10 protein-coding genes and 1 pseudogene are annotated in these 13989 nt (G+C 73.9%); 7 read left to right on the forward strand and 4 right to left on the reverse strand.

Going from position 1 to position 13989, the window contains the following annotated elements; translation table 11 throughout:
- Positions 1–227: 227 nt before the first annotated feature.
- The 4 genes from HCJ92_RS15745 to HCJ92_RS15760 form a co-directional block, all read right to left on the reverse strand.
- Complete coding sequence (locus tag HCJ92_RS15745; protein ID WP_167934227.1) at positions 228–2636, reverse strand: transglutaminase TgpA family protein; 2409 nt, start codon at positions 2634–2636, stop codon at positions 228–230.
- A 74-nt stretch (positions 2637–2710) separates the two neighbouring features.
- Positions 2711–3982 carry a DUF58 domain-containing protein gene (locus HCJ92_RS15750; RefSeq protein WP_167934228.1) on the reverse strand — a complete coding sequence of 424 codons (1272 nt, stop codon included), beginning with the start codon at positions 3980–3982 and terminating at the stop codon, positions 2711–2713.
- Positions 3982–4968, reverse strand: a complete 987-nt coding sequence (locus HCJ92_RS15755) for an AAA family ATPase (protein WP_167934229.1) — start codon at positions 4966–4968, stop codon at positions 3982–3984. The genes HCJ92_RS15750 and HCJ92_RS15755 overlap by 1 nt, the downstream gene beginning before the upstream one ends.
- Positions 4969–5098: 130 nt before the next feature.
- Complete coding sequence (locus HCJ92_RS15760) at positions 5099–5617, reverse strand: beta-class carbonic anhydrase (protein WP_167934230.1); 519 nt, start codon at positions 5615–5617, stop codon at positions 5099–5101.
- Between the two features lie 316 nt (positions 5618–5933).
- Here HCJ92_RS15760 and rsmH point away from each other — a divergent pair, with 316 nt between their 5' ends.
- From rsmH to murD, 7 genes and pseudogenes are all read left to right on the forward strand, one after another.
- The gene (gene rsmH / locus HCJ92_RS15765; protein ID WP_167934231.1) at positions 5934–6911 is read left to right on the forward strand and encodes a 16S rRNA (cytosine(1402)-N(4))-methyltransferase RsmH; all 978 of its coding nucleotides are present in this window, start codon (positions 5934–5936) and stop codon (positions 6909–6911) included.
- A complete protein-coding gene (gene ftsL, locus HCJ92_RS25630) occupies positions 6908–7696 on the forward strand; it encodes a cell division protein FtsL (RefSeq protein WP_338054200.1) in 789 nt (262 codons plus the stop codon). The genes rsmH and ftsL overlap by 4 nt, the downstream gene beginning before the upstream one ends.
- Positions 7693–9564 carry a penicillin-binding transpeptidase domain-containing protein gene (locus tag HCJ92_RS15775; protein ID WP_167934232.1) on the forward strand — a complete coding sequence of 624 codons (1872 nt, stop codon included), beginning with the start codon at positions 7693–7695 and terminating at the stop codon, positions 9562–9564. The genes ftsL and HCJ92_RS15775 overlap by 4 nt, the downstream gene beginning before the upstream one ends.
- On the forward strand, positions 9561–11345 hold the full coding sequence (locus tag HCJ92_RS15780; protein WP_167934233.1) for a UDP-N-acetylmuramoyl-L-alanyl-D-glutamate--2,6-diaminopimelate ligase: 1785 nt from the start codon (positions 9561–9563) through the stop codon (positions 11343–11345). The genes HCJ92_RS15775 and HCJ92_RS15780 overlap by 4 nt, the downstream gene beginning before the upstream one ends.
- Positions 11342–12784, forward strand: a complete 1443-nt coding sequence (locus HCJ92_RS15785) for a UDP-N-acetylmuramoyl-tripeptide--D-alanyl-D-alanine ligase (protein ID WP_167934234.1) — start codon at positions 11342–11344, stop codon at positions 12782–12784. Before HCJ92_RS15780 ends, HCJ92_RS15785 begins: the two co-directional genes overlap by 4 nt.
- Complete coding sequence (gene mraY, locus HCJ92_RS15790; RefSeq protein ID WP_167934235.1) at positions 12781–13845, forward strand: phospho-N-acetylmuramoyl-pentapeptide-transferase; 1065 nt, start codon at positions 12781–12783, stop codon at positions 13843–13845. The genes HCJ92_RS15785 and mraY overlap by 4 nt, the downstream gene beginning before the upstream one ends.
- A pseudogene (gene murD, locus HCJ92_RS25030) lies at positions 13842–13989 on the forward strand (UDP-N-acetylmuramoyl-L-alanine--D-glutamate ligase); the annotation flags it as partial. The gene mraY and the pseudogene murD, both read left to right, overlap by 4 nt.

Below are 13989 nucleotides of genomic sequence, written 5' to 3' on the forward strand. Positions count from 1 at the left end.
CCGCCCACCCGGGAGGCCCCGTGCCGCCTCTGCCCCGTGACCCACGTGCCCCGCGCCGCGCCGCGCCGCGCGTCCCGGCCGTCGCTGCACGACCGGGCTGCCGCCACCCCGCCCGCCGGGGCCCTCTCCGCGACCGGGCGGGGCAGGGGCTGCGCGCCCGGTCTGCGGGGGCACGCCGCACTGCCGGGACACCGCCGGTCCGCGCGGAGTCGTCGACCGGCTCGGGCTCAGCCCCGGGAGCGGGAGACGCGCGGCACCAGCCGCCGCGCCCGCGCCGCCGCATCCGTCCGCAGCGCGCGCGCCCGCAGCGAAGCGGCCTGCGTCACTCGAACAGCCGAAGGCGGGAACAGCGTCACGCGGGTGCGCGCCGCGGGTGAGTCCGGGACAGCGCGCAGCGCGCTCGTCGCGGTCCGTACGTCCTCGGCGACCGCGGCGGCACCGGCCGTCGTCCCCTCGGCGCCCCGCGGCGCGTACAGCTCCCGCTCCACGGAGCCGGCGACCCGGTGGACGGCTGCGGCGGGCACCTCCGCCAACTGTCCCGCGCGGACCACCCGATGGGCGCCCTGCCGGGGTGTCTCCGCGGGGAGCGGCGGCGAGCCGATGTCCCAGCCGCTGTCCAGCAGCTCCTCCCAGGCGGCCATCACACCGGCACCCGGCGCCAGCCGGCGGTCGCGCTCCCGGCGCCGCCACAGCCACGGGGCGAGCAGCAGCGCGGCGAGCGCCGCCACGGCCGCCGCGCCCCAGATCCACGGCCACACCGCGAACGCCGCGCCCTGGTCCCCGGCGTCGGCCACCGGGTCCTCGCAGGCCTCCGGCTCCAGCATCGGGTCGCAGCGGCGGGGCTCGTCGGGGGCCGCGGCAGGCTCCTCCTCCTCGGCGTCCGGCGTCGCGGTCTCCGACTCCGGCTCCTCGGGGTCCGTGTCGGACGGGTCCGCGCTCTCGGTCTCCGGCCGGGTCCAGGACGGTGCGTTGCCCTGCCCGGGCGTCGGCTCGAACCTCGTCCACCCCACGCCCTCGAAGTACAGCTCGGGCCAGGCGTGGGCGTTGTGCAGCCCGACCTCGTAGCTGCCGTCCGCCTGCCGGGTGCCGGGGGTGAACCCGACGGAGACCTGCGCGGGGATGTCCAGGGTGCGCGCCATGGCCGCCATGGCGAACGCGAAGTGGATGCAGAACCCCTCGCGGGCCTGGAGGAAGTTGGCCACCGCCTCGGTGCCGGTCCCGGAGGCGACATCGGTGTTGTACGTGAAGTCGCCCTCGTCCGTGAACCACTGCTGCAGCGCCACCGCGCGCTCGTAGTTGCTTGTGGCGTCGGCGGTCACCTCGACGGCCGTCTCCGCGACCACGGGCGGCAGGTCGGCCGGCACCCGCGTGAACTCGTCGGTGATCACGGTGCTGACCGGTTCCGGCGCCTGCGCCAACTGCGCGGCGGTGGGCTCGACCACCAGGTGCCGCACCTCGTACTCCATCCCGGCGGAGCTCTGCCCCCGACCGGCGACCAGGGTGCGCGAGTAGGCGTCGTAGGACCACACGCCGTCCGCGGTGATCTCCTGCGCGGGAACCGGCACCGGCAGCGAGCGCTGCGCGTAGTCGGGTTCCGCCTCGACGGTCGTGACGACCTCGGTGGTTTCCACCGCGTCACTCAGCCCGGCCACCGGCCAGGGGGTCTCCGGGATCGTGTCGAGGATGTTCTCGCTGGAGAACCAGCGCCTGCCGTCGAACCGGTCCAGTGACACCAGCCGCAGGTAGAGATCGCGGGAACGGTCGCTGTCCGTCTCGTAGGTCAGCACCTTCCGGTCGGCCGGCTGGTTCAGCTGGTCCTGCAACGCGACCACCGGGTTGACGGCGATGGTGCCGATGTCGGTGTCTCCCGCCCCGCCGCCCCCGTGCGAGGGGGGCGAGATCAGCCCTTCGCCCAGCGCCGGGAGCATCAGCGGGGCCGCCACGGCGACGCCGAGCGCCGCCGCTCCGATGCGGCGCCCGGTCCGCAGCCTCGGCACCCGCTGCCGCACCGCGCCCGGTTCGGCGCCGGCCTGGCCGAGTGGCCCCGGGAAGAAGCGTCCCCACTCCGTGGTCCGCCCGCTGCTCTCGGCGAGCAGCAGCACCAGGAACCCGCCGGCCGCCACGATGAAGTAGACCCAGGCGGTGCCCTCCTGCGCGATGCCGGTGGCCGCCGAGTACATCGCGAGCAGGGGCAGACCGGCCGCCGCCGCGCTGCGCAGCGTGACGGCCAGCAGGTCCACGGCCAGCCCCACGGCCAGCACCCCGGTCACCAGCATCAGCCGTATGCCCTCGGTGACGGGCGCGGGGGAGGCGTAACTCCCCACATCCTGCGCGCCCAGGGAGTAGAGGACCCCCAGCTCACCCACGGCCTCCGGGCCGGGGACCAGCCCGATCAGCGCGTACTCCGGGACGGTGGTCAGCGTGACCAGCAGTACGCCGGTGAGCAGCTGCGCGGCGGCCGTGAGCGCCGCGTTGAGCTCGCCCCACCGGGCGAGCGCACCGACGCCGCTGACCATGGCCAGCAGCAGTCCCGCCTGGAGGAACCAGCCCGGGTCCTCGACCAGCGGCAGCAGCGAGAACGCGGTGGCCATCGTCGCCGCCCAGGCCACCACCGTGATCCGGCCTCGTCCGCCCATGATCCCTCTCCTCGGCCCACTGTGGGGCGTTCCGCCCGTGCCTCCCGGCCCGCGGCGGTCCGTCCCGTCGAAGGTCAGCGCCCGAGCGTCGTCCGCGACGCCGCCCGCCACAACTCTGCCAGGGACGCGTCGCGATGGTGCGCCAGCACCGTCCAACCGCCCTCCTCCAGCCGTTCCATGCGCCGCTCCTCCAGCCGGTGGTCCAGCTGCCCGGCCGCGACGAACGCGACGGCCGGGGCCCCGCCGCGCCGCAGCGCGGAGAGCTCGGCGGCCGGCTCCTTGGCGACCGTCCCGAGGAAGGCGACCAGCAGTCCGGGGTCGCGGCGCAGCAGCGCTTCCCGGGCGCCCCCGAATCCGTTGCCGTCGGAGTGCTCCACCGACGCCAGTCCGTCCATCACGAGCGCGCCGATCTCGGCCGGGTCCGGCTGCTCGCCGTCCTCCCCGGGAAGCACCGCGCCGGTGTCGGTGACCAGGCGCACCGCGTACCCGCGGGCGACCAGGTGCGCGACGGCGGACGCGGCGCCGGAGACGGCCCGTTCGAAGGCGGGGTCGGTGCCGTCCTGCTCGTAGCCGCGCCGTCGTGTGTCCAGCAGCACGGTGCAGCGGTCCTGCCGGGGCTGCTCCTCGCGTCGGACCATCAGCGCGCCGCGGCGCGCCGTCGAACGCCAGTGGACCCGCCGGACGTCGTCACCGTGGCGGTAGTCGCGCGGGATGACGTCGTCCTCGCCGGTGACCGACGGCGTGCGACGGCCGCCCTCGCCGAACCCGGCGGCGTCGCCGCCGAGCGCGGTGGCGGGCAGCGCCTCGACCTTCGGCAGCACCGTCATCACGTCGTAGGCGGTGAACGACCGGTTCAGCTCCACCAGCCCGAAGGGGTCCGTCAACCGGAGCTGGAGCGGACCGAGCGGGTAGCGCCCCCGGAGGTCGGAACGGACGCGGTAGCTCACCTCGCGCCTGCCACCGGACTCGATACGATCCACCACGAACCGCGGCCGGGGACCCAGCACGTAGGGGACCCGGTCCTGCAGCATCAGCAGCCCCGTGGGCACCCCGCGGGCGGTGTTCTCCAGCCGCAGCCGGACCCTGGACTCCGAACCCGCCGCGACCCGCGCGGGGGTCAGCTGCCGGGCGGCGGTGACGCGGCTGCGGGTGCGGTGCAGCACCACGACGCACAACAGCGGCAGGAGCGCGAGCAGCGCGCCGATCCGCAGCAGGTCCTCCTGACCCAGCAGGTAGGCGCAGACGCCGGCGGCGGCGCCGGCCGCGAGGAACGACCGGCCGCGCGTGGTCAACCCGCCGAACGCGGCACGGAGGGGCCCCCTGTCCGGGTCGCCCGCCTCCGGCATCAGAAACCCCGACGCTGCGCGTACGCGTCGGGCATCGGTGTGCGGGCCAGGATCTCCTTGACGAAGTCCTCCGTGGTGTGGCGGTTGAGCTGGGCCTGCGCCGTGGGCAGCAGCCGGTGCGCCAGCACCGGTACCGCGAGTGACTGGACGTCGTCCGGCAGCACGTACTCCCGGCCGAGCAACGCCGCCGACGCCTTGGCGGCACGCAGCAGTTGGAGGCCGGCCCGCGGCGAGGCGCCCAGCCGCACCTCGGGGTGGTTGCGGGTGGCGTCCAGCAGCCCCAGCGCGTAGTGCCGCACCGGGTCGGAGACGTGGATGCCGCGGACGGCCTCCATCAGCTTCACCAGCTGGTGGGCCTGGACGACGGGCCGCAGGCCGTCCAGAGGTGAGGACTCGCCGTGGCTCTCCAGCATCCGCAGCTCGGCGTCGTAGGACGGATACCCCATGGACACCCGCGCCATGAAGCGGTCCCGCTGCGCCTCCGGGAGGGGGTAGGTGCCCTCCATCTCGACCGGGTTCTGGGTCGCGACGACCATGAACGGCTCCGGCAGCCCGTAGGTCTCGCCGTCGGCGGTGACCTGCCGCTCCTCCATCGCCTCCAGCAGCGCGGACTGGGTCTTGGGCGAGGCGCGGTTGATCTCGTCGCCGATGACGATCTGTGAGAAGACCGCCCCCGGCTTGAACTCGAACTCGCGCCGCTCCTGGTCGTAGACGCTGACGCCCGTGATGTCGGAGGGGAGCAGGTCGGGCGTGAACTGGATCCGGCTCACCGAGCAGTCGACGGAGCGTGCCAGCGCCTTGGCGAGCATCGTCTTGCCGACGCCCGGCACGTCCTCCAGCAGCAGGTGCCCACCGGCGAGCAGGACGGTCAGGGAGACGCGCACGACCTCCGGTTTGCCCTCGATGACGCTTTCCATGGCGCGACGTACCGCGTTCGCGGTCGCGCCCAGCTCACCGAGTGTGCTCTGGCCCTCGTAGGTCGTCACCGGTTCTCCTCGGCCCCTCTCGCCGCTCCGCCCGGGCCCCCGCGGGGCCGGGCCGTCGTTGGTCGGTGTGCGCCACCCTGCCGGGGGCGCACACCGTGCGAGAGCATTCTTCACACAATCGCGTCCGGCGTCACCGGCAGGGCGACGGGCTGGCCGCGGGGACCTCCCGGAGCAGGCCGCTCGTCACGTCGAACACGAACCCGCGGACGTCATCAGTGTGCAGGAGGAACGGCGAGCGCCGCACCCGGTTCATGGACTGCCGGACGTCCTGGTCCAGGTCGGTGAAGGACTCCACCGCCCAGCTGGGCTTCTGGCCGACCTCCAGCTCCAGTTCGGTGCGGAAGTCCTCCGTCAGCTTCTCCAGGCCGCACCCGGTGTGGTGGATCAGCACGACCGAGGTGGTGCCCAGCGCGCGCTGGCTGATGGTGAGCGAGCGGATGATGTCGTCGGTGACGACGCCGCCCGCGTTTCGGATGGTGTGGCAGTCGCCCAGCTCCAGGCCGAGCGCGGAGTGCAGGTCGAGGCGGGCGTCCATACAGGCGACGATCGCCACCTTGCGGGTCGGACGGGCGTCCATGCCCGGGTCCGTGAACCCCGCGGCGTACCGCGTGTTGGCTTCTACCAGCTGATCGGTGACCGATGAAGACATGCCGCAGACGTTAGTACGGAACAGCCGTGCTCCGCCCCCTCGTCACCCGCCGCCCGTGCGTGCGGCGGGCCGGGTACCTGCTGCGTCCGGGTACGACCCGGCCCGCGGCGCGCCGGGGTGACCGGGATCACCTCGTCGCGCGCGGGCCCCGCAGGCGTTGGGCGGCGGGCCGCCGGGCGGGTGCGGCGGTGCCCGCCACACGGGCCCGGCGCAGTGATTGACCCCGGAATCAGGTGGACTAGGGTTGCGCACACCCGTCGTCCGTGTCGCTTTTCTCCCCTTCGCCGACCCCGGCGGTCACCTTTTCGGAAGGCCCATGTCCACCACCAACGACCGGCCGGCAGCAGACCGGCACCGTCCCGTCTTCCTCCGGCGCTGCCTGGAGCTCCTGGGGCCCGCCCTGCAGGAGCCCGGCGCCACCGTGGTGGACTGCACGCTCGGCCTCGGCGGCCACAGCGAGGCACTCCTCGACGCCCACCCCGGCGCCCGGCTGATCGGCCTGGACCGCGACCCGTCGGCGCTCCGCCTCGCGGGGGAGCGGCTGGAGCGTTTCGGGGACCGCGTGACCCTCGTCCACGCCGTCTACGACGAACTGCCCGACGTGCTGGCGCGCCTGGGCACCGGACCGGTCCGGGGGGTGCTGTTCGACCTCGGCGTCTCCTCGATGCAACTCGACGAGGCCGAGCGCGGGTTCGCCTACTCCCAGGACGCGCCGCTGGACATGCGCATGGACCAGACCACGGGGCTCAGCGCCGCCGAGGTGCTCAACACCTATCCGCCCGGCGACCTCGTGCGGATCCTCCGCGCCTACGGCGAGGAGAAGTTCGCACGCAAGATCGTCGAGGCCGTCGTCCGCCGCCGGGACACCGAGCCGCTGACCGGAAGCGCCGAACTGGTCGCCCTCATCCGGGAGGCGCTGCCACAGGCTGCGATGCGCACCGGCGGCAACCCCGCCAAGCGCACCTTCCAGGCGCTGCGGATCGAGGTCAACGGCGAGCTGTCCGTCCTGGAGCGCGCGGTGCCCGCGGCGGTGGACGCGCTCGCGGTCGGCGGGCGCGTGGTGGTGCTGTCGTACCACTCGCTGGAGGACCGGCTGGTCAAGAAAGTCCTGGCCGCGGGCGCCGCCACCACCGCGCCCCCGGGACTGCCCGTCGTGCCCGAGGAGTACCAGCCCCGGCTGCGGCTGCTGACCCGCGGTGCCGAACTGCCCGGGGAGGCGGAGATCGCGGAGAACCGCCGCGCGGCCCCGGCCCGGCTGCGCGCCGCCGAGCGCGTCCGCGAGGCCAGGGCGTGACTCCCGCCGGTAAAGGGCCGGCCACCGGGGCGCAGGCGCGGCTCGCGCGGCTGACCGGACTCGGCCCCGGCTCGTCGTCCTCCCACGCCGCCGCCCGCACCCCGTTCGTGCTGCTGATCGTGGTGCTGCTGGGCGCGGGGATGCTGTCGCTGCTGCTGCTCAACGCCGCGCTCAACCAGGGGTCGTTCCAGCTGAGCGAGTTGCGCAGGCAGGCCCAGGACGCCCGGGACGAGCAGCAGTCGCTCCAGGCGGAGGTGGACGGCTTCTCCGCTCCGGACGCGCTGGCCGACCGCGCCCGCGACCTCGGCCTGGTCCCCGGCGGACCGCCGGTCTTCCTGGCCCCGGACGGCTCCTACCTCGGCGACCCCCAGCCGGCGCCGCCGCCCGAGGAGCAGGAGGAGGAGCCCGAGGAGGCCCCGGCGCCCGAGGCGGAACCGGGGCCGGATCAGGGCGCGGGCGCCGAGGCCGACGCGGGGGAGGACGCCGACGCGGGGAGCGACGCCGACGCCGACGCCGACGCCGACGACCCCGAGGCGGAGACGGAGACGGACGCGGACAGCGCCCCCGAGACCGACGCCGACGACCCGGAGACCGACGCGGAGACCGACGCCGACGACCCGGAGACCGACACGGGCACCGAAGCCGCCGCCGGCACGGAGACCGACCCCGCCGTCCCGTCCCCCGACGCCACCCCGGCCGCCCGGGGCGCCGACGCACCCGCCGGGGACGGCCCGGCGCCGCAGGGCCCGCCGCGGCCCGACCAGGCCCAGGAGGTCGCCCCGTGAGCGCAGAACGCCCCCCGAGGCCCCGACCCGCCTCCCGGAACGAGCCGCTGCGGCTCGGCAGCCCCCGGCCGAGACTGCGCCTGATCGGCCTCGGCCTGACCCTGGTCATGCTGGTCTTCACCGTCCGGCTGGTGCAGGTCCAAGCGGTGGACGCCACCGCGTACTCGGACAAGGCACAGGTCAACCGGTTCGTGACCGTCCCCATCTCCGCGGAGCGCGGCGACATCACCGACCGCCACGGCACGGCCCTGGCCACCACGGTGGACGCCTACGACATCATCGCCGACCCCTCGCTCTTCACCGAGGAGCACACCGGGACGGATGACGGCCCTGCCCAGGCCGCCGCGCTGCTCGCCCCCGTCCTCGACCAGGAGGAGGAGCGGCTCGCCGCACTGCTCGACAACCCCGAGTCGCAGTACGCCGTCCTCGCGCGGCAGCAGACGCCGCAGGCATGGGCACAGATCCAGGACCTGCGCCGCACCCTGGCCGAGCGCGTGCGGGAGGACTCCGGGCACCAGGTCCTGACGGGCGTCTTCCGTGAGAAGAACCCCAAGCGGGTCTACCCGGCGGGCGAGCTGGGCGCGGGCGTCATGGGCTTCGTCAACAGCGAGGGCGTCGGCGGCGGCGGCATCGAGGCCCAGCTCGACCCCCAGCTGGCGGGCGAGGACGGCACCATGCGCTACGCCCAGTCCGGCGGCCGGCGCGTCCCCACGGCGGGCTCCACCGAGCAGCCCGCCGTCCCCGGCACCGACATAGAGCTCACCATCGACCGCGACATCCAGTGGGCCGCGCAGTCGGCCATCGCCGCGCAGGTCGACGCCTCGGCGGCCGACGGCGGCTACGTCGTCGTCCAGGACGTCGCCTCCGGTGAGATCCTCGCGATGGCCTCCGCCCCCGGTTACGACCCCAACAACTACGGCCGCGCCGAGCCGGGCACCCTGGGCAATCCCGCCCTCTCCGACGCGTTCGAGCCCGGGTCGACCAGCAAGCTCATCTCCATGGCCGCCGTCCTGGAGGAGGGCAGTGCCGCACCGGACACCCACGTCACCGTGCCCAACCGGCTGCCGCGCGCCGACCGGGCCTTCGCCGACGACCACGACCACGACACCTACCACCTGACGCTCGCCGGGGTCCTGGCCAAGTCCAGCAACATCGGCACCATCCTGGCGACGGAGACCCTCTCCGACTCCCAGCCCGAGGCCAACGAGATCCTCCACCGCTACCTGGCCGACTTCGGGTTCGGCCGCCCCACCGGGCTGGCGTTCCCCGGCGAGACCGCGGGCATCCTCGCGCCGCCGGAGACCTGGAACGCCTCGCAGCAGTACACGGTCTCCTTCGGGCAGGGGCTCTCCGTCAACGCCGTGCAGGCCGCGTCGGTCTACTCCACCGTCGCCGGTGGCGGCGAGCGCGTCGCCCCCCGGCTGGTCCGGGGCACCACCGGCCCGGACGGCCAGTACCAGGAGTCGGCCGAGCCCGACCGGGAGCGCGTCGTCAGCGAGGAGACGGCGCGGCAACTGACCTCGATGCTGGAGACGGTCGTCCACGACGAGGAGTGGGGGACCGGCGGCGCCGCGCGCATCCCCGGCTACCGCGTCGCGGGCAAGACCGGCACCTCCAACCGGGTGGACCCGGAGACCGGCCTGTACAAGGGCTACACCGCCTCCTTCGCCGGCTTCGCCCCGGCGGACGACCCGCAGGTCACCGTCTACTGCGCCGTGCAGAACCCCACCGAGGGCGGCTACTACGGCAGCCAGGTCTGCGGCCCGGTCTTCCGCCAGGTCATGGAGTTCTCCCTCAAGGCGCTCCACGTGCCGCCCAGCGGCGAGGAAGCCGCCACCCTGCCCACCACCTTCGACCCCGACGCATGACAAGAACGAGCGGAGCCCACGTGAAGATCATCACCGGTGAGGACCGGAAGGGCCCCTCCGGGGCGGAGCCGCTGGACGGGCCGGAGGACTCACGTCGCGGCACCCCCGCCGAGCCCGGTACGCTCACGGCCGTGCGACACGGTGACAAGACCCAGCCCGCGCTGCCCAGGCCACAGCACGTCCGACCGGTTCCGCTCGCCGAGCTGGCCCGCGCCGCGGACGCCGAGCTCACGCCGGCAGCCTCCTCCCGGACGACCGACGGCCCCGGAGGTCCGTCCGCCGAGGGCGGCGGCGCGGACCATGCCACGGCGACCGGCATCACCCACGACTCCCGCGCGGTGCGCCCCGGCGACATCTACGCCGCGCTCCCCGGTGCCCGCTACCACGGCGCCGACTTCGTCGCCCAGGCCGCGTTCCTCGGCGCGGCGGCGGTCCTCACCGACCCCGCCGGCACCGAGCGCGCCGCCGCCACCGGACTCCCGGTGCTGACCGTGCCCGACCCGCGCGCCGTGATGGGACAGCTCGCCGTCGGCGTGTACGGGGACCCGGGCGCCGCCATGCTGCGCATCGGCATCACCGGCACCTCCGGGAAGACCACCACCGCCTACCTGGTGGAGGGCGCGCTGCGCGCCGCCGCCCCCGACGGCGGCCAGACGGGGTTGATCGGCACCGTCGAGACCCGTATCGGGGACGAACGGATCAAGTCCGAGCGGACCACCCCGGAGGCCACCGACCTCCAGGCGCTCTTCGCCGTGATGCGGGAGCACAAGGTCACCTCGCTGGCCATGGAGGTCTCCAGCCACGCCCTGGTGCTGGGCCGGGTGGACGGCTGTGTCTTCGACATCGCCGTCTACACCAACCTCAGCCCGGAGCACCTGGACTTCCACCCGGACATGGAGGACTACTTCCGGGCCAAGGCGCAGCTGTTCACCCCGGCCCGCTCGCGCGCCGGTGTCGTCAACATCGACGACCACTGGGGGCTGCGCCTCGTGCGCGAGGCGGGGGTACCGCTCACCACCTACTCGGCCGAGGGCCACCCCGACGCCGACTGGCGGGCGAGCGAGGTGGAGGCGGGGCCGATGGGCTCGACCTTCACCGTCGAGGGCCCCGACGGGGTCGTCGTGCGTGCCCACGCCCCGCTGCCCGGCGAGTTCAACGTCGCCAACACCCTCGCCGCCATCGCCGCGCTCGCCGCCGCGGGCGCCGACCCGCAGCAGGCCGCCGACGGCATCGCCCGGGTGCCGGGCGTCCCGGGCCGGCTGGAGCGGGTGGACGCCGGCCAGTCCTACCTCGCGGTCGTGGACTACGCGCACAAGCCCGACGCCGTGGAGTCCGTCCTGCACGCCGTCCGGAAGATCACCGACGGCAGGGTGCACGCCGTCCTCGGCTGCGGCGGCGACCGCGACCCGCACAAGCGCACGGCGATGGGCGCCGCCCTCGCGAGGCTCTCCGACACGGCGGTCCTCACCTCCGACAACCCCCGCTCCGAGGACCCGCTGGCGATCCTCGCGGCCATGCTCACCGGCGCCTCCCAGGTGCCCAGTCACGACCGCGGCACCGTACTGGTGGAGGAGGACCGCGCCGCCGCGATCGCCGCGGCCGTCGCCCGTGCCGAGCCCGGAGACACCGTGGTGGTCGCCGGCAAGGGCCACGAGCAGGGCCAGGACATCGCCGGTGTCATCCGCAACTTCGACGACCGGACCGAGCTGCGTGCCGCCATCGAGCGCGCCGGCCACGCCTCCGCCACACCCAGCCCAGGGACGGACCAGGACAGCGCATGATCCCCCTCTCCATCGCCGAACTCGCCTCCGTCGTCGACGGGAAGCCGCACGGGCTGCCCGACGCCCCGGACACGGACCCCGGGGCCGACCCCCTGAACGCGCCGGTCACCGGACCCGCCGTCATCGACTCCCGTGAGGCCGCTCCCGGGGTCCTCTTCGCCGCCTTCGAGGGCGAGCACGTCGACGGGCACGACTACGCCGCCGCCGCGGTCGGGGCCGGCGCCGCCGTCGTGCTGGCCACGCGGCCGGTCGGGGTCCCCGCCGTTCTGGTGGACGACGTCACGGCGGCGCTCGGCGCGCTCGCCCGGCACACCGTGCGCGAGCTGGGGGCCACCCTCGTGGCGCTCACCGGGTCCTCCGGGAAGACCTCCACCAAGGACCTGATCGCGCAGCTGCTGCGCGAACTGGGCCCGACGGTGTGGACACCGGGCTCGCTGAACAACGAGATCGGTCTGCCGCTGACCGCGCTGCGCGCCGACGCGGGGACCCGGCACCTCGTTCTGGAGATGGGGGCACGTGGCGTCGGACACATCCGGTACCTGGCTGAATTGACCCCGCCGCGCATCGGTGTGGTGCTGAACGTCGGGACCGCCCACGTCGGTGAGTTCGGCGGTCAGGACCGCATCGCGCAGGCCAAGGGCGAGCTGGTCGAGGCGCTGCCCGCCGCAGATGAGGGCGGTGTCGCGGTGCTCAACGCCGACGATCCGCTGGTGCGCGCGATGGCCGCCAGGACCCGTGCCCGGGTGGTGCTCTTCGGCGAGTCGGGCGAGGCCGACATCCGGGCGGAAGAGGCGCGTCTCGGCGCCGACGGACGGCCCTCGTTCACCCTGTGCACCCCCACCGGGCGCAGCGGTGTGACCATGCGCCTGTACGGTGAGCACCACGTGTCGAACGCGCTGGCGGCAGCCGCGGTCGCCCATGAACTGGGCATGCCCGCAACGCAGATCGCCGAAGCGCTGTCGTCCGCGGGCCCGCTCTCCAGATGGCGGATGGAGGTCACCGAGCGCGCGGACGGTGTGACGATCGTCAACGACGCCTACAACGCCAATCCGGACTCCATGCGCGCGGCGCTCAAGACGCTCGCCACCATGGGGCACGGAGGACGCACCTGGGCGGTGCTCGGCCACATGGCCGAGCTGGGGGACGACTCGCAGGCCGAGCACGACGCCATCGGACGGCTCGCCGTCCGGCTCAACGTCAGCAAACTCGTGTGCGTCGGCGGCCTGGAGGCCGCCTGGCTGGACATGGGTGCCAAGAACGAGGGTTCGTGGGGTGAGGAGTCGGTGCACGTGTCCGACGCTCAGGCAGCGCTGGAGCTGCTGCGGAACGAGCTGCGGTCGGGAGATGTGGTGCTGGTGAAGGCATCGCGCGCCGTGGGTCTGGAGAGGGTCGCCATCGACCTGCTCGGTGATACCGAAGGTGGGGTCGCCGCCCGATGAGGCAGATCCTCTTCTCCGGTGTCATCGGGCTCTTCCTGACGCTGATCGGCACTCCGCTGCTGATCAAGTTGCTCGCCCGAAAGGGCTACGGCCAGTTCATCCGGGACGACGGCCCCCGGGACCACCACAGCAAGCGCGGCACCCCGACCATGGGTGGCATCGCGTTCATCCTGGCCACGCTGATCGCGTACTTCGTGACCAAGGCGGTGACGGGCGCCGCGCCGACCGTCTCCGGTCTGCTGGTGCTGTTCCTCTTCGCGGGTATGGGCCTGGTCGGCTTCCTCGACGACTACATCAAGATCGTCAAGCAGCGGAGCCTCGGCCTGCGGGCCAAGGCGAAGATGCTGGGCCAGCTCATCGTCGGTGTGGCCTTCGCGGTCCTGGCGCTGAACTTCGCGGACTCCCGCGGGCTCACCCCGGCCTCGACCCACCTGTCGTTCGTGCAGGACTTCGGCTGGTCCATCGGGCCCGTGCTGTTCGTGGTCTGGGCGCTCTTCATGATCCTGGCCATGTCCAACGGCGTGAACCTGACGGACGGTCTGGACGGCCTGGCCACCGGCGCCTCGGTGATGGTCTTCGGCGCCTACGTCTTCATCGGCGTCTGGCAGTACGGCCAGACCTGCGCCAACGAGCTGACCGCCGGGCCCGGCTGCTACGAGGTCCGCGACCCGCTCGACCTCGCCGTGGTCGCCGCCGCACTGATGGGAGCGCTCTTCGGCTTCCTGTGGTGGAACACCTCGCCGGCGAAGATCTTCATGGGCGACACCGGTTCGCTGGCGCTGGGCGGCGCCCTCGCCGGTCTGGCGATCGTCTCCCGCACCGAACTGCTCGTCGCCGTCCTGGGCGGCCTCTTCGTCCTGATCACCATGTCGGTGGTCATCCAGGTCGGGTCCTTCCGCCTCACCGGCAAGCGGGTCTTCAAGATGGCCCCGCTCCAGCACCACTTCGAGCTGAAGGGCTGGAGCGAGGTCCTGGTCGTGGTCCGCTTCTGGATCATCCAGGGGATCTGCGTCATCGTCGGACTCGGCATCTTCTACGGCACCTGGGCGACGAGCCGATGACGGGCGAGGAGTTCACCGACCGGCACGTCACCGTCGCCGGACTCGGTGTCAGCGGGGCCGGCGCGGCACGCGCGCTGGCCGCCGCGGGCGCCCGTGTCACCGTCGTCGACGGCGGCGACGGGCCCCGCCCCCGCGCCGCCGCCG

This window comes from Streptomyces spiramenti (genome assembly GCF_012034385.1).
GTDB classification, from domain to species: domain Bacteria; phylum Actinomycetota; class Actinomycetes; order Streptomycetales; family Streptomycetaceae; genus Streptomyces; species Streptomyces spiramenti.

Coding starts and splice junctions, on each gene's coding strand:
- HCJ92_RS15745 (WP_167934227.1), bottom strand. CDS start 2,636: ATGGGCGGACGAGGCCGGATCACGGTGGTGGCCTGGGCGGCGACGATG.
- HCJ92_RS15750 (WP_167934228.1), bottom strand. CDS start 3,982: ATGCCGGAGGCGGGCGACCCGGACAGGGGGCCCCTCCGTGCCGCGTTC.
- HCJ92_RS15760 (WP_167934230.1), bottom strand. CDS start 5,617: ATGTCTTCATCGGTCACCGATCAGCTGGTAGAAGCCAACACGCGGTAC.
- rsmH (WP_167934231.1), top strand. CDS start 5,934: ATGTCCACCACCAACGACCGGCCGGCAGCAGACCGGCACCGTCCCGTC.
- HCJ92_RS15780 (WP_167934233.1), top strand. CDS start 9,561: ATGACAAGAACGAGCGGAGCCCACGTGAAGATCATCACCGGTGAGGAC.
- HCJ92_RS15785 (WP_167934234.1), top strand. CDS start 11,342: ATGATCCCCCTCTCCATCGCCGAACTCGCCTCCGTCGTCGACGGGAAG.
- mraY (WP_167934235.1), top strand. CDS start 12,781: ATGAGGCAGATCCTCTTCTCCGGTGTCATCGGGCTCTTCCTGACGCTG.